Genomic DNA, 18,585 nt, shown 5'->3' with positions numbered 1-18,585 from the left:
GGTTGTTGCGGCTAGCTGAGCCCGCCGAGGTGCAACGCTTTAACTTCCAGATACTCTTCCATCCCCAACACCGATCCTTCGCGTCCCAGTCCAGACTCTTTCACGCCGCCAAACGGTGCCAGCTCAGTGGATACCGCGCATTCGTTAATGCCGATCATGCCCGCTTCCAGCGCCGCTGAGACGCGGAATACCCGCTGCAAATTCTGCGTGTAGAAGTAAGCCGCCAGGCCAAATTCGGTATTGTTGGCACGCGCAATCACCTCGGCTTCATCGTCAAAGCGGAAGCAAGCCGCAACCGGACCAAACGTCTCTTCCTGCGCCAGCTTCATCTCTTCATGCGCTTCGCCAATCACCGTTGGTTGCCAGAAGTTGCCGCCAAGAGGATGACGTTCGCCGCCGACCAGCAATTTGCCGCCTTTACTCAATGCATCTTTGACGTGCTCCTCCACTTTCTCCAGCGCGGACGGCTCAATCAGCGGGCCAACGATCACGCCTTCTTCCACGCCATTTCCGACTTTTAGTTTGCCCACCGCATCGGCCAGTTGATTAACGAAGCGATCGTAGACCGCGTTGTGCACATAGAAGCGGTTGACGCTGACGCACACCTGCCCGGCGTTGCGGAATTTGTTGGCAATCGCGCCCTGCACCGCCGCATCAATATCGGCATCATCAAACACGATATAGGGCGCGTTGCCGCCTAACTCCATCGAGACCTTTTTCATGGTCTCAGCCGCATTACGCATCAGCGTTTTGCCCACCGCGGTGGAACCGGTAAAGGAGATTTTGCGCACCGCCTTGCTGGCCATAATCGCGTCGCTGATGGCATGCGTATCGCCCGCCACCGCATTGAGTACGCCATCAGGCACACCGGCTTTCTGCGCCAGCGCCAGCAACGCGAAGGCGCTCAGCGGTGTGTTGTTAGCGGGTTTGATTATGCCGGTACAGCCCGCGGCCAATGCGGGGCCAAGTTTGCGCGTCAGCATCGCCATCGGGAAATTCCACGGCGTGATCGCCGCGACCACACCAATTGGTTCGCGCGTCGCCAGAATGCGCGAGCCCGGTTTAGCCGGCGGGATGATTTCACCGTTGGCGCGTTTCGCCTGCTCGGCAAACCACTGAATAAAGCTGGCGGCGTATTCCACTTCACCTTCGGCTTCTGTAAGCGGTTTACCCTGCTCGGCCGTCATCAACTGGCCGAGCCAGCTTTTATTCTCGATGATCAGCTGATACCAGCGATAGAGGATTTCGGCACGCGCCTTGGCGGTTTTATCGCGCCAGGCGGGAAACGCACGCTGCGCGGCGGCAATCGCCTGTTCGGTTTCTTGCTGGCCGGCTTTCGCCACGTTAGCGATAACTTCGCCGGTGGCAGGATTGGTCACCTCAAAGGTGGCGCTGGCGTTATGCCACTGACCATCAGCGAAATAGCCGGTCTTGAAAAATTCGTGTTGTTGCAGGGAAGTGGACATCGGTTTTCTCCTGTCAGTTTGCGTCCTGTCAGGAAAGTATAGATGCCAATATCAGAGGTTTTTGTGTCAGCGTGGGATCTAAAAGGCCGCTGCAGGTTGCAGCGGCCAGTTTCAGATTTGTATTAAGGTGTTCTGATACTTATCCAGCATCAGCGCCAGCCGTTTCACCGGCTCGGTGACGTTATCAGGCGCAGCATAGTGCTGCAGCTTCTCCTGATACACATCCAGCTCCTTGAGCAGCCGCTCGAAGTAATAGCGCCGCTTATCATCGCTGGTTGCAGAGATGATGCGATCGGCGGTGTAGCGCAGCTGGCGGTGATAGGCCGATAACTCTGCATTCACCGGCACTTCGGCATTGCGCAGGCGTTGATGGCCGATAATCAGGGTCAGCGCGATACGGTATTTATCGATATCGCCGGGGAACAGGTTGAGCAACAAAAACAATTGCTGATACAGCGCCGGCAAGTGGTTTTCACGACGACGCGCCTGATTAGTGGTCAGCGCAGCAACTGCGGCATACATAAAGCGATTCAGCAGTTTACGTCCGGTACGCTCCTTGGATTTATCGCGAATCAGCAGAATCACCATCATCGCTACAAAGCAGCCAATCACCTGGCCCAACACGTTATCGAGGAATACGTTGAACTCGAACTTCATCGGGTTATCCAGCACCAGCACGTTGATGGTACCAATCAACGCACCCAGCGTACCCAACTGACGACGCTGCACGAAGATGCCGCCGATAAAACCCAGCGCGCCGATGGCGATACACAACAGCAGCGCACTTTGCTGGGTCGCGGGCAGAATAAAGATGAAGTAGAGCGCGCCGAGCGGCACCGCAACCGTCATGCCGTAAAGGAAGTCTTTCGCCATCATCAACGGATTCGGCATACGCATCGCCAGCGCGGTAATTACCGCCAGCATCACCATGCAGCCGCTGCCTGATGTCCAGCCGGTATATAGCCAAAACAGCGATCCCAGCGCGGTGGCGACAAAGGTACGTATACCGTTGATCATCGCGTGATGGGTTTCCGCAGAGCGCGCCTGAATCACTACCTCACGCTGCAGAATGCTCTCTTCCAGCGTGGTGATGCGGCTATTACTTTTAATGCCGTTAATCAGCAGCAGATATTCAGTGGCCGCGCCGACCCAACTCGCCAGCGTCACCGGCACGGTTTTGCTGCTCACGCCAATCAGGCGACGCATCACCTTCATGCGCTTATGCACATCGTTGACGCTGTTGACCTCTTTTTCGATCAGCAAACGATAGTGCGGTGGAATGTATTCCGGACGCGAGTTTTGAATCAGGAAAGTTTCGGCGGCCTGCGTGATCAGCGTCAGCGATAAGGTGTTGAGCATTTGCAGGCGGCGGCTGGAGTTTTTCCAGCGTGAGGATTCCATCATCAGCTGGCCGCGCATGCCGTTGAGTGCCGTGGTGCGACGCACTAACGCGCTCCAGGCTTTATCCACTTCCTCTTTGTCTTCATGCGCGACGCACAGCTGCAGCAATTTGTAGTGCGCCACCAGCAGCACGTCCACTTCCTGCTCAATCACTTTCTTGATCGAACGCGGCGAGAACAGCATGTCGGCGAGGATGGCACACAGAATACCGATGACGATTTCACTGCAGCGCTCAACCGCGTACTGCGGAGCCAGCGTTAAGCCGCCGCTGGCATCCGCCGTCACCACGATGATCAGCGCGGTGTAACCGGCAAGACCCAACGCATAGGAGTTTTCGACTTTGATCAGCGAAGAGAGCCACACGCACATGCCGGCCCACATACAGCACAGCAGCAGCATCACCACCGGCGCGCGCACCGTGGCAATCATGATGGTGAGCGCGGCGATACAGCCAATAAAAGTACCGATGATGCGCAGAATGCCGCGATAGCGCAGCGCGCCAGAATAGGGATCGCCCCCCGCAGCAAAGGCGGTACCACCGGCCACGATGCCGGCGGTCATCACCGCCCAACGCGGCGTTTCCAGATTGAAGTGAAAGCCAATCATCAACGCCGCAACCAGCGCGAAGGTGAGCTTCACCGGGAAACGCAAAAACTCAATCATATCGCCCTCGCTTAACCAAACTCACGCAGGCGATTGAACAACTGTGCCAGCGGCGAGACTTTGGTTTCGCGATCCTGCGCACCGGTGATCACCACCGTCGCCGTGGTCCCCGCCGGGAAGCGGTTGCCCGGTTGCTCGTCGAGACGAATACGCACCGGCACACGCTGCGCCAGACGCACCCACTCCAGATTCGAGTCGATGGTTGCCATGCCTTTGCTGTCGCTGGTGCTGCTGCTGTTGGTTACGCCCGCCGCGATACTGTCAACGGTGCCGCGCAGTACCGCGTTGCTCCCCAACGGCGTGATTTGCGCGCGGAAGCCCGGACGCACGCCATCCAGCTTGGTCTCTTCCATATAGGCCAGCACATAGAAGGAGTGCTGTTGCACCAGCGCCACGGCTACCGAGCCGCGCGTGATGAATTCGCCCTGATAGACATTGAGGTTGGTGACCCAGCCGTCAGATGGCGCTTTGATAGTGGTGCGATCGAGGTCAATCACCGCCAGGTCGCGCGTGGCCACAGACTTCGCCAGCTGGTGCTCGCTGGTTTGCAGATCGTTATTGGATTGCTCAATCGCTTCACGCGACATGGCGCTGGTACCCAACTGATTGCGGCGACTGGCTTCACGGCGTTTTTCACTCACTAACGCCTGGTAATACTCGACATCCGCCTGGGCTTCGTCCAGCGCTTTTTGGTAGCGCGGACGGTCAACCACAAACAGCGTGTCGCCTTTTTTAACCAGCTGGTTGTCGTGCACCGGCACGTCAGTGATGATGCCGGTGACGTCAGGCGAGATCGCTACCACATCGGCAGAGAATTTGGCATCACGCGTCCACGGTGATTCGGTGTAGAACACCCAGGCGCGGAAGATGATCACGATGGCGATGACAACCAGCAGGAGTGTAATCGCGTATCGCGCGATTTTTCTTATTAGCGCTTTCACTTAAAAAACCTCAGACGAATAAACGGGATACAAGGTAAAACACGCAGCAATACAGCGCAGTGTTAAACAGTGCCGGATGCCAAACCAGATCGTAGATCCCGCTAGGCGTTAGCACGCGTTTCACCAGCCAGAACAGCGCCAGTGAAACCAGTAGTTCAATGAAGATGGGCGGAAAACTCAGCCCGAATACGACAAATACCGGAAGCACACTCATTTCGGATCCTTAGTTCGACCTTGCCGGATTGCACCGATACCTGCCCACGTGCCGTATAGCACGTTGGGTTTACGATCAGGGGATGACGGATAAACTGATGGCAACATTCAGGCCGCGTTGAGCTAATCATAGCGTATCATCGGGCTAACACAGCCGTGTTCAGGTGCAGTGAAGAGACCCAGCGCGCGTATAGTAACGCGCTTGACTATACGTTTTCTACATATTGTGAGCTAAATCACTTTTTAGCCAGAGTAAACAATGGATCGACTTAAAAGCATGTCCATTTTCGCCAAAGTGGTTGAATTGGGTTCATTTACCGCCGCGGCGCGCCAGCTACAGCTTAGCGTTTCGTCTATCAGCCAGATTGTCGCCAAACTGGAAGATGAGTTACAGGTTAAATTGCTTAATCGCAGCACGCGCAGCATTGGCTTGACTGAGGCCGGAAAGATCTATTTTCAGGGCTGTCGCCGCATGCTGGCGGAGGCGTCGCAGGTACACGAGCAGCTGTACGCCTTTAACAACACGCCGATCGGTATTCTACGGATCGGCTGCTCATCGACGATGGCGCAGAATGTGTTATCGGCGATGACCAGCGAAATGTTACGCGAATATCCGGGTTTGGGCGTCAATCTGGTGACGGGTATTCCTGCTCCCGATTTGATTGCCAACGGTTTGGATTTGGTGGTGCGCGTGGGCGCGCTGCAGGATTCGAACTTGTTCTCGCGTCGGCTGGGTGCAATGCCGATGGTGGTGTGCGCGGCGAAGAGCTATCTGGCACAGCATGGCACGCCGGAAAAACCCAGCGAGATCGATAATTTTTCGTGGCTGGAATATAGCGTGCGGCCGGATAACACTTTTGAACTGGTTGCGCCGGAAGGATTGGTTACCCGCCTTACGCCGCAGGGCCGTTTCGTCACCAACGATTCGCAGACGCTGATACGCTGGCTGAAAGCAGGTTGCGGTATCGCCTATGTGCCGTTGATGTGGGTGATTGATGAGATCAATGCGGGGGAGATCGATATTCTGTTCCCGCAATATCACTCGGAGCCGCGCCCGGTCTATGCGCTCTATACTGAGAAAGACAAGCTGCCGCTGAAAGTGCAGGTGTGCATTGATTATCTGACCGAGTATTTCAGGCAGGTAGCGCAGCAGTATCAGCAGCATCGGAAAGGTTGATAATAATCCTAATATTTTTAAAGGAAATATTTACTCTGCGAAATATTTAGCGCGCAAATGGCGCGCTATTAAACAGTAAAGACTTTATTCAGACCGGTCTTGTCCAGGATCATCGGACGCTTCGGTGCCAACCAAGACTTCATCAATTTTACCGAACCATTCTAATTTTAAAGTGAGTCCCATAAAGACCAACCTATTAATTTGTTCAGAGGATCTGTCTACCTTCTTGATAAGCTTTTTTTGCTTCATTCAAACTCATCTTATTTGCACCGCCCGAGAAATCAGGCTCTTTCGATTGAATGGGATCGTCCTCCCACTTACAAACGCTGCAAATCTCATAATCACCTAAATTATCGATTGTTCTTTCCCCACAACAAGGGCATGGAAATTCATTATTCATTGCTTACTCCAATATTCCATCTTTTTATCAGGCTTGAACATCGTTTTGGGAACACCATCCTTTGTTCTCACTGCAAAAGTGTTTGTTTCAGGATGGTAGAAAAGACGATCACCGTTCGCTCGGGTTTTTGTCAATGTCCCCTCAGGAGGGTTATTAACGAAATCATGAGTTGAATCCACATATTCTTTAGCATTGTTGAAAGAATCTTCTGAAAACTCTCTGGAATGTTTTATCCAGTGAGCATAAGCATTGGATACCGGAACTAACTCCTTAGTTTTAGTCCATATTGGTGTTTCTGGCTTTTTACTCAAATAAATATAAACCGGCGGAACACCTTCCACCGGAATATACAGAATATAATCCAGGAAGTGCCGCTCTTCCGGTAAGTGACCCGGAAGCGTAACAATGTCAGAGCTTTCAGGCATCGGATCAACAAAAGTAGGATCCGGTAAAACTGGACGATCTTGATTACCAGTGTGATGTGGATAATCCTCGCCTGAGTGATCGGGCGTCCAAATGATGGTTATCGGTTTTTCATCTTCAGTGGTGAAGGTATATGCACTGAGTTTACTGTCCCATTCCATCTGCCTTACACGCGCTTCGCCATGCGGGGTATGCCATCCACGCGGCACCAGATTTCCGTCGCTGTCATTTTCCCACGTAAAGCGGACGCGGGTCGGGGCTGTACCACGTTTAGCAGCGATCTGCTGCAACAAAATTGGTGTGATGAAATCCTGCTCACCTTCATTGAGTTTGCCCGGCATCATGCCCATTAGAAATCCAGCCACGGAAGCCCCTGCTCCAGCCGTCGCAATTCCTGCTGCACGTAATGCCCACGTCCCATAAGTTGAGGTGCGTCCGCCAATTAGCTCAAGTACGTTTGAACTGGCAGCCACGGCCTGAGCGCGTGCTGTTCCAGCCGCAGCAGCTGTCGCCGCTTGGTAGTCCATCTCTTCATGATGACCAAAAAACCATTTGTATAACGCGCTTCGTTCTTTCGGCTTTGGAATTTCTTCTGACTTAGAGGGGTTATTTTTCTTCGTTGCCTGAGCACGCTGCGGCACATCAACTTCAGTCGCAGGATCGACATCTGCTGCCGCTCTGAAAATGCCCATATTGGCAAAGTTAGTATGCGGTTCCCGTTCGTCTCCGGCATCATTGCAGCCATCACCGCGCAGGCAAGATTTGGCAAAAACTCGGTTACACTCCCGTTCATCGGCGAGTCTTTTCTCTTCCTCTTCATGCTTTGTTTTCCGAGCGGCTGCAGCTGCGGCGTGTTTATCACGAGCAATTTTTTCTGGCGATGGCCCCTTTCCTAACCATTGACCGACCGGAGCAATAATCCGATTCGAACCGGGTGGGCAACCACAGATAACTAAGCAGCGATCAACTGCTACGGCCACATTGTGAATTCTGGATTTTTCTTCACCTTCCCCTACTTGTCCCTCCTTGCCGCAGACTGGGCATGGCGTGGTCTTATCGCCCTTTCGGATGATGCCAAAACCATGATGGCTAAATCTGTTTAGTGGCAGAGACGAGATTAATCTTGCACCGGTAGTGGTTTTATCGCATGAGAGTGCGAGTCCCCGCCCGAATTCGTCATCGCGGTATCCCATCTATTACGCTCCGAATTCAGCAAGCTGATTTGCAGGCATAAGTGACTTGATGTACTTCGTATCCATACGAACTCCATGTACTTTATAGGGCTAATTTCGTCGCCGGATAATACATGGATTAATTTTGCACCTGAATGACCACGATTAGAAATGGATCTAAATGTCACAAAAATAATGGGATTTCACAACGAGGAGGAAAGGTTGAAGCCGGAAAGCATGTATAAAAACGGCGCGATAAACGCGCCGTTGCAGAATGTGTAAAGCGTAAAGGCTATTAGGCAGTACCACCTACGGTGATTTTATCCAGCTTCAGCGTTGGCTGGCCCACGCCAACTGGCACGCTTTGTCCCTCTTTACCGCATACGCCGACGCCTTTATCCAGCGCCAGATCGTTGCCGACCATCGAGATCTGCTGCATCGCTTCGATGCCGGAGCCAATCAGCGTGGCGCCTTTTACGGGCGTCGTCACTTTGCCGTTCTCGATCAGATAAGCTTCTGAGGTGGAGAACACGAACTTGCCGGACGTGATATCAACCTGGCCGCCGCCGAAGTTTGGCGCGTAAATGCCGTACTCCACGCTTTCAATGATATCTTGCGGCGTCGATTTGCCTGCCAGCATGTAAGTATTGGTCATGCGCGGCATTGGCAGGTGCGCGTAAGATTCACGGCGACCATTGCCAGTTGGGTTGACGCCCATCAGGCGCGCATTCAGCTTGTCCTGCATGTAGCCTTTCAGCACGCCATTTTCGATCAGCATGTTGTACTGGCCCGGCACGCCTTCATCATCGACCGCCAGCGAACCGCGCAGACCTTCAATGGTGCCATCGTCAACCACGGTACACAGCTCTGAAGCCACCAGCTGGCCCATTTTGCCGCTGAATACCGATGTCGCACGACGGTTGAAGTCACCTTCCAGACCGTGTCCAACTGCTTCGTGCAGCAGCACACCCGGCCAACCTGCGCCCAGCACCACCGGCAACATGCCAGCGGGTGCCGCCACGGCGGAGAGATTGACCAGCGCCATGCGCACCGCTTCGCGCGCCCAGACATCGGCACGCACATCACCGCTCTCATCAGCGAGGAAGAATTCATAACCGGTACGCGCGCCGCCGCCGCTTGAGCCACGTTCGCGTTTACCCTGATCTTCCACCTGCACGCTGATGGAAAGACGCACCAGCGGACGAATATCTGCGGCCAGCGTGCCGTCAGTTGCGGCGACCAGCACTTGTTCGTAAACACCACTCAGGCTGGCATTCACTTCCTGCACACGTGGATCGGCAGCACGCGCCACTTTATCAACACGGTGCAGCAGGGCAATTTTGTCTTCGCGCGTCAGGCTATCCAGCGGATTAACGGGCGCATACAACGAACGGTTCAGCACCGCCGATAAGGTATGCGCTTTGCCGTTGCCTTGTTCACGCACGATGCTGCGCGCCGCTTCAGACGACTGACGCAGTGCATTCAGGGAAATCTGGTCAGCGTAGGCGAAACCGGTTTTCTCGCCGCTCACGGCGCGGACGCCCACGCCCTGATCGATATGGTAAGAACCATCTTTGATAATTTTGTCTTCCAGCACCCAGGATTCGTGGAAACTGGACTGGAAATAGAGATCGGCATAATCCAGACGACGTTCTGAAAGCTGCCCTAACAGGGAATAAAGGTCCTGCTGATTAATGCTGTTCGCAGTTAGCAACTGCTCACTTACCAGATTCAGAGTCATCGTTTCTCACTCATTATGTGCTCGGATAGTCATAGCCTGCGGCAATTACCCGACGGCGTCAAATTCACTTCTTCTCGTCTTCACGCGGTTTGCGCAGTACTTCATTGATTTCCGGCTTATCCAGCGGTCCGCTGATGTGGTAGCGCAACAGTGAAATCTTATTCCACAGCGGTCCCAGCACTTTGCTGGCGGCGAAGACCGCAGCACCGACCACCGGATTGATGACGAATGCAGTGGCAACGCCGACCGACGCGGAGATTTCCGGGGCGACCACCGCTTCCATGTCGATCTGACGCTTCACCAAATCGATGTTGCCCTTCATGGCGATATCCGCTTCCAGGCCATCCACCAGCAGGTTATCGGTACGCATCACACCGTTTTCAATCCACGCGGTGCCGTTGATCGAATCGAAATAGAAACCGTCACTAAAGGTGTCGCTGAAATCGAATCGCATCTTGCGTAGCAAGGCATCAAAGCTAAACAGACGCAGCAACTGCCCGGCGCGGCCGGTGTTCACATCGGCGATCTGGCCTTTACCAAAGTGGGTTTTCAGCGTACCGCTTAGCGTCTCTTCCGATGGCTGCCACGGCGCAGAACGCCAGTGCAGATCGTAATCGAGTTTAAACGGTGCATCGCGCAGCGGCGTATTCATGCCAAACCAGTTAGCCGCGTCATTGATGTTGTCGCCGCTCAGGCTGCCCTTCAGCGAAGTGCGCTGATCGCCGGGTTTATTCACCCATTCACCCGCCACATTTAATTTTGAGCTGCCAGAATCAATCGAGGCGTTAGTAAGTGCTAACGTATCGCCTTGCGGCTGTAGCTTCGCCTGCATGTGGCCAAACTTCTGCCCGCGAATCCAGCACTCATCACAGTTGAGCTGCAACGCTGGCCAGCTGCTGAAGTTGATGTTGCTGCTGTTGCCGCCAAACGGCGATGATTTTCCATCGCTTTTCTCAGCCCATTCAGGATTGTAGTAAAGATAGCTCAGGTTGATCTGCCATGGAGAGCGCTGCGCCGTCTGCAAACTGCCACGTGCTTCACGGCTCTCCAGCTGCAAGTGGGTGTTGCCGGCTGGCCCCTGCGTAACAGTAGCGTTAACGTCTTGCCATTGCTGACCACCAAGCGTCAGCGCCGGTGTGCGCAGAATAAAGTCGCCCGGCAGCGCCGCGCCGCCCACTTCCGGCTCGCCCTGAGCGTTACGCGCACTGCCCGCGCCAGCCATCATCCCCATCCAGGCTTCGCCATCCAGCGGCGGGAGATTCAGCTCCATGCCGCGCTTTTCCGGCAGCTTCGGTGTGCTTTTCGCATCATTCAGCCAGATCCCGCGATCAACGCGCAGCTGCGGCTCCAGAATCCAGCGGCTATTGAAACGATGGCGCTCGCGCACGCTGCCGCTCAAGGTAAAGCCTTTCAGATCGCCATCCGCGTTGATGGTAATCGGCATCGCTTCACCGGCCGCTTTATCCAGCGGTGCTGGTAAGTGACTGCTTACTGCTTTGCCCTCGCCTTGCAGTGCCACTTTGTAGGTTGCGCCACCTTTATGCGGCAGCGTGATATCCACGTTGCCCTGCCACGGTAAAGAGCCGTCTAACTGACGCGTGATGGCATCAGGCAGCACCTTGATATTACCTGGCTGCCAATCGCCCAGCAGTTTGACGTTCACGCCAAAATCGTTGGGATTCTCTTTCGTGCTGAAACTCACGCCCGTTGGCTGCCCGAACCAGTTGGCCTGCAGCTCTTCACTCTCCAGATTGCCGTTATTGTAACGGAAGCGGCCGGTGAGATTGTTCAGCGTGGTATTTAACGGCTTGATATGCAGGCTGTTGTTGTTCAGCACCACATTGCCGCTGGCGTGCACCTGCTCGCCATCCAGTGGAATATCAAGATTCAACGTGCCGCGCACATTGCCGCCAATCTGTAGCTCCTGCAGCGCCGCGCCGAGCGTCGGTTTCAGCGGCGTTTGCTCGAAATAGTCAGCGATTTTTTTGCCTTCGCCGCTGATGTCACCATCGATGATCAACTTCTCTTTCAGGTAATCCGGAATCACCGCGCTGACATTGCGCGCATCAACCTCGCCGAGCCTGGTTTTATCGGCTTTCATCCACAAACCGTTGTTGAGGAAGTCGAGATTGATGTCGAGGTTTTCCAGCGCTGGCCAGCCGGGCTGGAACTGGAAGGTGGCATTGCGCAGCGGAACCCAAACTTCAAACATGCCGTCATTGTGTTTGAACGGGAACAGCGAGGGATCGCCAGCAAACAGCAGCGTGGCGTTATCCACCTGCCCGCCTTTAATCGCGTCACTGAGATAGTGAGTAAGATCGTGGCCCATCAGCTGCTGCGGGAAATAACGCCACGCATCGCCAGCATCGGTAACGCGAATTCCGGCGAGAATATCGAGGCGCGGCGCGCTACCCAAATTCTGCTGGTAGCGGAAATCGCCGCGTGCCCACAGCGAACGGGCCTGCACATCCAGCTGATGTCCATCCAGCGTTAAGCCGTTAGCATCGCGCAGCCAGTTGAGCTGGCCAGTGATCTGTTTAATCTGCAGCGGAGCCTGGAACATATCGCCGTACGGCACTTCCGCCTGGCCCATCGCCACATCCAGCAAGCCGTTGTTTAAGCTGCCGCTGGCGCTCCCGCTGAGATTGCTGATACCCGGCAGTAATTCCCACTGTTGCCAGGCGAGATCGCGCCATTTCACCTGCAAACGCGTTTGCTCAGGCTGCTGCAGCGGAATATCCAGCGCCAGCGCATCAATGTGGCCGCGCGGCTGCAGCGCACGCCAGTTATCCAGCAAGGTTGGAGAAAGCGGTGCAAACAGCGGAACGATGGGCGCCAGACGTTCTAAATCCAGCTGCGTGGCACGCACGCGCATCTCCGGCGCACTGTTGGCGCCGAGCATCTGCTTATCTTCTGGCTTCCACAGCAGGGAAAAATGTCCTGGCGCCCATGCGATGCCATCCGTTCTCAAGCGGGTTTGCGGTACCGAAAGGCTCCAGCCATTCTGGTAGCGCGACAAGTGCGCGGTTAAGCCATCAACCTCTAATTGATGATCGCCCTGCTCGCCGCGCCAGCGCGCGCCACCTTTGCTCAACAGCAAATCACCGGCGTAGAGATCGCCATCGCGCAAATTCGCCCACGCGGCCAGACTGAAGCGCGCGCTTTCAAGGCTGGTGTTATCACGCAGCCACGGACCAATCCACGGTCGCACATCCACATCATCGGCCTGCATCCAGATGCGGCCATCGCTGAGTAAACCGTTGCTGTCGTTGAGATCGAGCCTCACCTGCACCACGCCATGCTGGCCGGTAAAACTGGAGAGGCTCACTTCGCCCTCGGCGCGGTGACGGGTATTTTCGTTCAGCCAGGTAAGGCGCGGAATCGCCAGTTCAGCATGCTGGCCGGACGGCGTCAGAAAACGGATGCTGCTGTCGCGCAGATCGAAGTGGTCGAACTGACGCAAAAACAGATCGTTGATTTGCGCCGGTTTGAAGCTGTTCTTCTGTTCGTCACTGGTGAACAGCGGATGATTGGTTTCGAGATGCAGCTGCCAGAAGGTGAGATCGCGGAATTGCCAGCGCCAGTGCAGCAGCGATTGCCACACATTGAGCGCCAGATTGACGCGGCCGATGGTCAGTTGCCCATCTTCCTGCATCGCGACGTTGAGATTGCGCATCTGCAGCGTCGGGCCAAAATTCTCCCATTTGCCCTGCAGTTCGCTGGCCGTCACCGTGACGCCGCTGACGCGTGAGATCGTCTGCAGAATATCGCTGCGATAACTGTTGAGGTGCGGCATCACGAGGCGCAACCCGCTGACCAGCAGCGCCACAATTACGATGATTGCGGCGAGCAGCAGTAACAAAATCCTCGGCAACCGCCTCACACACCTCTCCTTGCTGTCCGTTGGCTTGCGGAACTCAACCTCAAAATCACATCATGACGACATCAAACTGCTCTTGGGTATAGAGCGGTTCAACATGAACTTTGACCTGTTTACCGACGAAGATCTCCACTTCCGCCAGCGCGTGTGACTCTTCGCCCTTCAGCGCGTCGCCCACCGCCGGGGAAACGTACACCAGGAAACGGTCGGAATCGTAGGCGTGATGCACGCGCACAATTTCACGCATGATCTCATAGCAGACGGTTTCCACCGTTTTCAAGGTGCCGCGCCCTTTACACACCGGGCAATCGGCGCACAGCACATGTTCAATACTTTCACGCGTGCGTTTACGCGTCATCTCCACCAAACCGAGCGCCGAGAAACCATTGATGCCGGTTTTCACCCGATCTTTGCTCAGCGCGCTCTCCAGCGAATGCAGCACGCGGCGGCGATGCTCGTCGTTACTCATGTCGATGAAATCGATAATGATGATGCCGCCGAGGTTGCGCAGTCGCAGCTGACGCGCGATCGCTTGCGTCGCTTCAATGTTGGTGTTGAAGATGGTCTCGTCGAGATTGCGGTGTCCGACAAACGCGCCGGTGTTGATATCCACCGTGGTCATGGCTTCGGTTTGATCGATAATCAGATAGCCGCCGGATTTTAGCTCGACCTTACGCTCCAGCGAACGCTGGATTTCGTTCTCAACGTCGAACAGATCAAAAATCGGCTGTTTACCGCTGTAAAGCTCCAGCTTGCTGGCCATTTCCGGAATATATTCGCTGGTAAATTCCACCAGCAAATCACAGGTCAAACGTGAGTCCACGCGAATGCGATCCAGCGCGGCACCGGCGAAATCACGCAGCACGCGCTGCGCTAATGCCAGTTCACCGTAGAGCAGGCAGCGCGTCTGATTACGCTTTTTACGCTCGCTGACTTTGGTCCACAAACGTTTCAGGAAAGCGGCATCCTGCGACAACTCTTCCGAACCAATGCCTTCCGCAGCGGTACGAATAATAAAGCCGCCGAGATCGTCACAGTGCGCAGCAACCACCGTTTTCAGTCGTTCGCGCTCGGCTTCGCTCTCAATACGCTGCGAGACGCCGACGTGTGACGCGCCAGGCATAAACACCAGATAGCGCGAGGGCAAAGTAATGTCGGTGGTGAGGCGCGCGCCTTTAGTGCCCAGCGGATCTTTCACCACCTGCACCATCAGATCCTGGCCGGGACGCACCAGCTCGCCAATGTCGCGCACCACAAAATTTTTCTTCTCATCACCCGCCACGCATTCGGTGTGCGGCATGATGTCGGAAGCGTGCAGAAAGGCGGCTTTTTCCATGCCGATATCGACAAAGGCCGCCTGCATACCAGGTAAGACGCGACTGACGCGTCCTTTATAGATGTTGCCCACGATGCCACGTCGTGCTTCACGCTCAATGTGGATTTCCTGCAGAATGCCGCCATCAATGTAGGCAACACGGGTTTCCGAAGGTGTCACATTTACCAGCAGTTCAGCCGTCATCTTGTCCCCTTAACGCCCGCAGTGACTGAAAATGACTCAGCAGCTCACCGGTCTCAACCAGCGGTAATCCCACTACGGCGTGATAACTTCCATTAATCTTGCGGACAAAATTGCCGCCAAGGCCCTGAATTCCGTACGCGCCGGCTTTATCCATCGGCTCGCCACTGGCGATATAGTGCGAAATTTCCTCCGCCGTCATCGTGCGGAAGGTCACGTCCGTGGTCACCAGACAATCCAGCTCACGCTGCGTATCGGCCAGCGCCACCGCGGTCATCACCTGATGAGTTTGTCCCGACAGCTTGCTCAGCATCGCGGCGGCGTGCGCGGCATCCTGCGGTTTTTCCAGTACTTCACCGTTCAGCACCACGATGGTATCAGCACCCAGCACCGGCAGATCCTGCGGTGCCACCGCGACGCCCGCGCGCGCCTTATCCGACGCCAGACGACGCACGTAAGCGTCAGCCGCTTCTTCAGGCTGACGCTGCTCTTCTACGTGGGTAATCAGGCGTTCAAATTGCAGACCAAGCTGCGTTAACAGCTCACGTCGACGCGGTGAACCGGATGCGAGGTACAGGCTTATCATAGTATTCCTTACTGAACAGCGAATTGACGGCGAATCTTTCTCATCAATAAGAATAGCCAGGGCCACAGGACGCCGTCGACCACGCTACTCCAGAAGATTTCCGGACGGAAAGAAACGTTGATCACCAGGAATTCTGCCCAGAAAACAATCACATCCACCGCAAGGGACAGCACCATAACCATTAATGCCTGCTGCCACAACGCTAAGTTTCGGAATAACTGAAATTTAAAGGCCACCAGATACGCGATGATGCTAAAGGCTAATGCGCGCACGCCCAGCGTTGAACCCGCCACCAGATCCATAATGGCACCAAGACAAAAACCGGTACCAACATTCACCCGATGCGGCAGCGCCAGCACCCAATAAATGAGGATCAGCAATAGCCATGATGGCCGGAACATATAGATCTGTTCCGGCCACGGCATGATTTGCAGGATGAGGGCAATCAGAAAGGACAGCCAGATAACCCATCGGCCCTGGCTGCGATATCGACTCAAGGCTGGCCTCCGCGTGTGTTCGCAGAATTCCCTTGCGAACGACTGCTGTTAGCGGGTTGCGGTGGCCCCATTTGCTGCGAAGACTGCAAAGTATCAGGTGCCGGTGGGCCCATTTCGCCTGCTGGCGGCAGGACCTGCGGCATCATCTGCATTAAACGTTCGTTGGCCACGCGGTGCACTTCGTCCGGTGCCATCGGTGCGACGCCGTTGCGATCCGCGCCCCACAGCAGCAGCAGATAGCGCAAACGCTGCAAGCCAGCGGCTGGACGCGCCTGAATCACCGTGTAAGCGCGCTGCGTATCGACTTTCACCGAAGAGACCACGCCAACCGGATAACCTTCCGGGAAGCGGCCGCCCAGGCCAGACGTGACTAACACATCGCCCACGCGAATATCGGTGTTGCCCGGTAGATGCTCCAGCTGCAGATCTTCGCTGCAGCCATTACCGGCGGCTATAACACGAATATCATTACGCAGCACCTGAATCGGCAACGCATGCGACGCGTCGCAAATCAGCAGTACGCGACTGGTCACCTGACCGACCGCGACCACCTGACCGACTACCCCTTTATCACTGATCACCGGCTGGCCTTCGTAAACGCCGTTTACGCTGCCTTTGTCGATAACCACCTGATCGGTATAAGGATCGGTGCCGGTGGAGATCACCTGCGTTACCATCTTGTGCTCATCCTGGCGCAGCGGCGAGCCAAGCAGTTCGCGCAGACGCGCGTTTTCCTGCTTATATTGCCCCAGCATCAGCAAGTCACTGTTTTTCAGGAAGAGCTCACGGCGCAGTGCTTTATTTTCCAGTTCCAATTGCTGACGTGACGCCAGGGTTTCGGAAACGCCATCAAGAAGTTGTCTTGGCCCGTTGGCCAAAAAATAAAATGGACTGACCGATGTGTCCAGGTAGTTGCGGATCTGGGAAAAGGAGCTCACGCGGCTATCGGCGATAATAATCGCGATAGCCACAATGACTGCCAGAAAGAGGCGCAACTGCAGGGAAGGTCCCCTGCTAAAAATCGGCTTCATAAATTCTGCGTGTTCCTCGACATCAGGGAAGAAGCGTTAGCCTAAATCACCAACGCCTCAGGGCTGGACGCATTTCGCCGTCGTGCGTTGCAGCAGCAGCGTCAGCATAGGCGCTATTCCCTGCGCAATTTGACCAGGGCCTCAGCCGTTGAGGAATTACTCCTCGCTGAACAAATCGCCGCCATGCATGTCGATCATTTCCAACGCTTTACCACCGCCGCGTGCTACGCAGGTCAGCGGATCTTCTGCCACGACTACCGGAATACCGGTCTCTTCCATCAGCAGGCGATCGAGGTTACGCAGCAATGCGCCACCTCCGGTCAGCACCATACCGCGCTCGGAGATGTCAGAGGCCAGCTCTGGCGGGCACTGTTCCAGCGCAACCATCACCGCGCTCACGATGCCGGTCAGCGGTTCCTGCAGCGCTTCAAGAATCTCGTTCGAGTTCAGGGTAAAGCCACGTGGCACACCTTCTGCCAGGTTACGGCCGCGAACTTCAATCTCGTGTACTTCATCGCCCGGATAAGCAGAACCGATACCATGCTTGATACGCTCTGCAGTCGCTTCACCAATCAGTGAACCGTAGTTGCGGCGAACATAATTAATGATAGCTTCATCGAAGCGGTCACCACCAATACGCACAGAAGAGGAGTAAACCACGCCGTTCAGCGAGATCACTGCTACTTCAGTGGTACCACCACCGATATCCACCACCATAGAACCGGTTGCTTCAGAAACCGGCAGACCTGCACCAATCGCCGCAGCCATTGGCTCTTCAATCAGGAACACTTCGCGTGCGCCTGCACCCTGTGCAGATTCACGGATGGCGCGACGCTCAACCTGGGTCGCACCCACCGGTACGCAGACCAGCACTCGCGGGCTTGGACGCATAAAGCTATTGCTATGCACTTGCTTAATGAAGTGCTGCAGCATTTTTTCGGTAACGAAGAAGTCGGCGATCACGCCATCTTTCATAGGACGGATAGCAGCGATGTTGCCCGGCGTACGGCCCAGCATCTGCTTAGCGTCATGACCGACAGCCGCTACGCTCTTTGGGGAGCCGGCACGATCCTGACGAATGGCAACCACAGAAGGCTCGTTTAACACGATGCCTTGTCCTTTCACGTAAATCAGGGTATTCGCGGTACCCAAGTCAATGGACAAGTCATTGGAAAACATGCCACGAAATTTTTTAAACATACTAAGGGATAATCCTGCAAGCTGGGGGCGGAAAATAAAATCCGCCTACTTTACCAACCACGCGAAGCCGCTACAAGGCGCAAAAACGTTCGGCTTCGGTGAAAAAATACGCTGAATACTTTTTTGGCCTGATCGTAGGGTCTTTTGCCGCAGTTAAATGGCGTTAACACGCCGTTTTAACCTAAATTGCCCCGGCGCTAGCCGGCGAATTTCGACATAAAATCTAACATTTCCAGCCGCCAGCATCGCGCGCTCCGGCACTAATAAGCGATAAAAAC

The 18,585-nt window shown here is 55.0% G+C and carries 14 protein-coding genes; 1 reads left to right on the top strand and 13 read right to left on the bottom strand.

What is annotated here, in order from left to right; genetic code table 11:
• Nucleotides 1-11 precede the first annotated feature (11 nt).
• The 4 genes from PZBJ_RS13235 to aaeX form a co-directional block, all read right to left on the bottom strand.
• Complete coding sequence (locus tag PZBJ_RS13235; protein WP_101762849.1) at nucleotides 12-1,466, bottom strand: NAD-dependent succinate-semialdehyde dehydrogenase; 1,455 nt, start codon at nucleotides 1,464-1,466, stop codon at nucleotides 12-14.
• A 111-nt stretch (nucleotides 1,467-1,577) separates the two neighbouring features.
• A complete protein-coding gene (gene aaeB, locus PZBJ_RS13230) occupies nucleotides 1,578-3,530 on the bottom strand; it encodes a p-hydroxybenzoic acid efflux pump subunit AaeB (RefSeq protein WP_101762848.1) in 1,953 nt (650 codons plus the stop codon).
• Between the two features lie 11 nt (nucleotides 3,531-3,541).
• Nucleotides 3,542-4,471: a p-hydroxybenzoic acid efflux pump subunit AaeA gene (aaeA, locus tag PZBJ_RS13225; RefSeq protein ID WP_101762847.1), complete on the bottom strand. Its 930-nt coding sequence runs from the start codon at nucleotides 4,469-4,471 to the stop codon at nucleotides 3,542-3,544.
• 10 nt (nucleotides 4,472-4,481) lie between these two features.
• Nucleotides 4,482-4,685, bottom strand: coding sequence for a p-hydroxybenzoic acid efflux pump operon protein AaeX (gene aaeX / locus PZBJ_RS13220; protein WP_021508145.1), 204 nt, complete (start codon nucleotides 4,683-4,685; stop codon nucleotides 4,482-4,484).
• Nucleotides 4,686-4,943: 258 nt separating this feature from the next.
• Between aaeX and aaeR the strand changes: the two genes are divergently transcribed.
• The gene (gene aaeR, locus PZBJ_RS13215; protein ID WP_101762846.1) at nucleotides 4,944-5,861 is read left to right on the top strand and encodes an HTH-type transcriptional activator AaeR; all 918 of its coding nucleotides are present in this window, start codon (nucleotides 4,944-4,946) and stop codon (nucleotides 5,859-5,861) included.
• Nucleotides 5,862-6,066: 205 nt separating this feature from the next.
• Here aaeR and PZBJ_RS13210 read toward each other — a convergent pair whose 3' ends face one another.
• The 9 genes from PZBJ_RS13210 to mreB all read right to left on the bottom strand — a co-directional run bounded on the left by PZBJ_RS13210 (nucleotide 6,067) and on the right by mreB (nucleotide 18,307).
• On the bottom strand, nucleotides 6,067-6,261 hold the full coding sequence (locus tag PZBJ_RS13210; RefSeq protein ID WP_101762845.1) for a CPCC family cysteine-rich protein: 195 nt from the start codon (nucleotides 6,259-6,261) through the stop codon (nucleotides 6,067-6,069).
• Entirely contained in the window at nucleotides 6,258-7,877 is a 1,620-nt protein-coding gene (locus PZBJ_RS13205) for an S-type pyocin domain-containing protein (RefSeq protein ID WP_101762844.1), read from the bottom strand. The genes PZBJ_RS13210 and PZBJ_RS13205 overlap by 4 nt, the downstream gene beginning before the upstream one ends.
• Before the next feature lie 274 nt (nucleotides 7,878-8,151).
• Nucleotides 8,152-9,597 carry a metalloprotease TldD gene (gene tldD / locus PZBJ_RS13200; protein ID WP_101762843.1) on the bottom strand — a complete coding sequence of 482 codons (1,446 nt, stop codon included), beginning with the start codon at nucleotides 9,595-9,597 and terminating at the stop codon, nucleotides 8,152-8,154.
• 64 nt (nucleotides 9,598-9,661) lie between these two features.
• Nucleotides 9,662-13,480: an AsmA2 domain-containing protein YhdP gene (gene yhdP / locus PZBJ_RS13195; protein WP_101762842.1), complete on the bottom strand. Its 3,819-nt coding sequence runs from the start codon at nucleotides 13,478-13,480 to the stop codon at nucleotides 9,662-9,664.
• Between the two features lie 46 nt (nucleotides 13,481-13,526).
• Complete coding sequence (gene rng / locus PZBJ_RS13190) at nucleotides 13,527-14,996, bottom strand: ribonuclease G (protein ID WP_101762841.1); 1,470 nt, start codon at nucleotides 14,994-14,996, stop codon at nucleotides 13,527-13,529.
• A complete protein-coding gene (locus PZBJ_RS13185; protein ID WP_101762840.1) occupies nucleotides 14,986-15,579 on the bottom strand; it encodes a Maf family protein in 594 nt (197 codons plus the stop codon). Before PZBJ_RS13185 ends, rng begins: the two co-directional genes overlap by 11 nt.
• Nucleotides 15,580-15,587: 8 nt before the next feature.
• The gene (gene mreD / locus PZBJ_RS13180) at nucleotides 15,588-16,076 is read right to left on the bottom strand and encodes a rod shape-determining protein MreD (protein WP_101762839.1); all 489 of its coding nucleotides are present in this window, start codon (nucleotides 16,074-16,076) and stop codon (nucleotides 15,588-15,590) included.
• The gene (mreC, locus tag PZBJ_RS13175; RefSeq protein WP_008101989.1) at nucleotides 16,073-17,107 is read right to left on the bottom strand and encodes a rod shape-determining protein MreC; all 1,035 of its coding nucleotides are present in this window, start codon (nucleotides 17,105-17,107) and stop codon (nucleotides 16,073-16,075) included. The genes mreD and mreC overlap by 4 nt, the downstream gene beginning before the upstream one ends.
• A gap of 156 nt (nucleotides 17,108-17,263) precedes the next feature.
• A complete protein-coding gene (gene mreB / locus PZBJ_RS13170) occupies nucleotides 17,264-18,307 on the bottom strand; it encodes a rod shape-determining protein MreB (RefSeq protein ID WP_007891976.1) in 1,044 nt (347 codons plus the stop codon).
• Between the last annotated feature and the right edge of the window lie 278 nt (nucleotides 18,308-18,585).

It is taken from the genome of Pantoea endophytica, assembly GCF_002858935.1.
Lineage (GTDB): Bacteria > Pseudomonadota > Gammaproteobacteria > Enterobacterales > Enterobacteriaceae > Pantoea > Pantoea leporis.
This window is presented reverse-complemented; position numbering and strand designations above follow the sequence as displayed.

Bases quoted from the DNA above. Each gene is read 5' to 3' on its own strand.
- aaeB (WP_101762848.1), bottom strand. From the start codon at position 3,530: ATGATTGAGTTTTTGCGTTTCCCGGTGAAGCTCACCTTCGCGCTGGTT.
- PZBJ_RS13205 (WP_101762844.1), bottom strand. From the start codon at position 7,877: ATGGGATACCGCGATGACGAATTCGGGCGGGGACTCGCACTCTCATGC.
- tldD (WP_101762843.1), bottom strand. From the start codon at position 9,597: ATGACTCTGAATCTGGTAAGTGAGCAGTTGCTAACTGCGAACAGCATT.
- rng (WP_101762841.1), bottom strand. From the start codon at position 14,996: ATGACGGCTGAACTGCTGGTAAATGTGACACCTTCGGAAACCCGTGTT.
- aaeX (WP_021508145.1), bottom strand. From the start codon at position 4,685: ATGAGTGTGCTTCCGGTATTTGTCGTATTCGGGCTGAGTTTTCCGCCC.
- PZBJ_RS13235 (WP_101762849.1), bottom strand. From the start codon at position 1,466: ATGTCCACTTCCCTGCAACAACACGAATTTTTCAAGACCGGCTATTTC.
- PZBJ_RS13185 (WP_101762840.1), bottom strand. From the start codon at position 15,579: ATGATAAGCCTGTACCTCGCATCCGGTTCACCGCGTCGACGTGAGCTG.
- aaeR (WP_101762846.1), top strand. From the start codon at position 4,944: ATGGATCGACTTAAAAGCATGTCCATTTTCGCCAAAGTGGTTGAATTG.
- PZBJ_RS13210 (WP_101762845.1), bottom strand. From the start codon at position 6,261: ATGAATAATGAATTTCCATGCCCTTGTTGTGGGGAAAGAACAATCGAT.
- mreC (WP_008101989.1), bottom strand. From the start codon at position 17,107: ATGAAGCCGATTTTTAGCAGGGGACCTTCCCTGCAGTTGCGCCTCTTT.
- mreB (WP_007891976.1), bottom strand. From the start codon at position 18,307: ATGTTTAAAAAATTTCGTGGCATGTTTTCCAATGACTTGTCCATTGAC.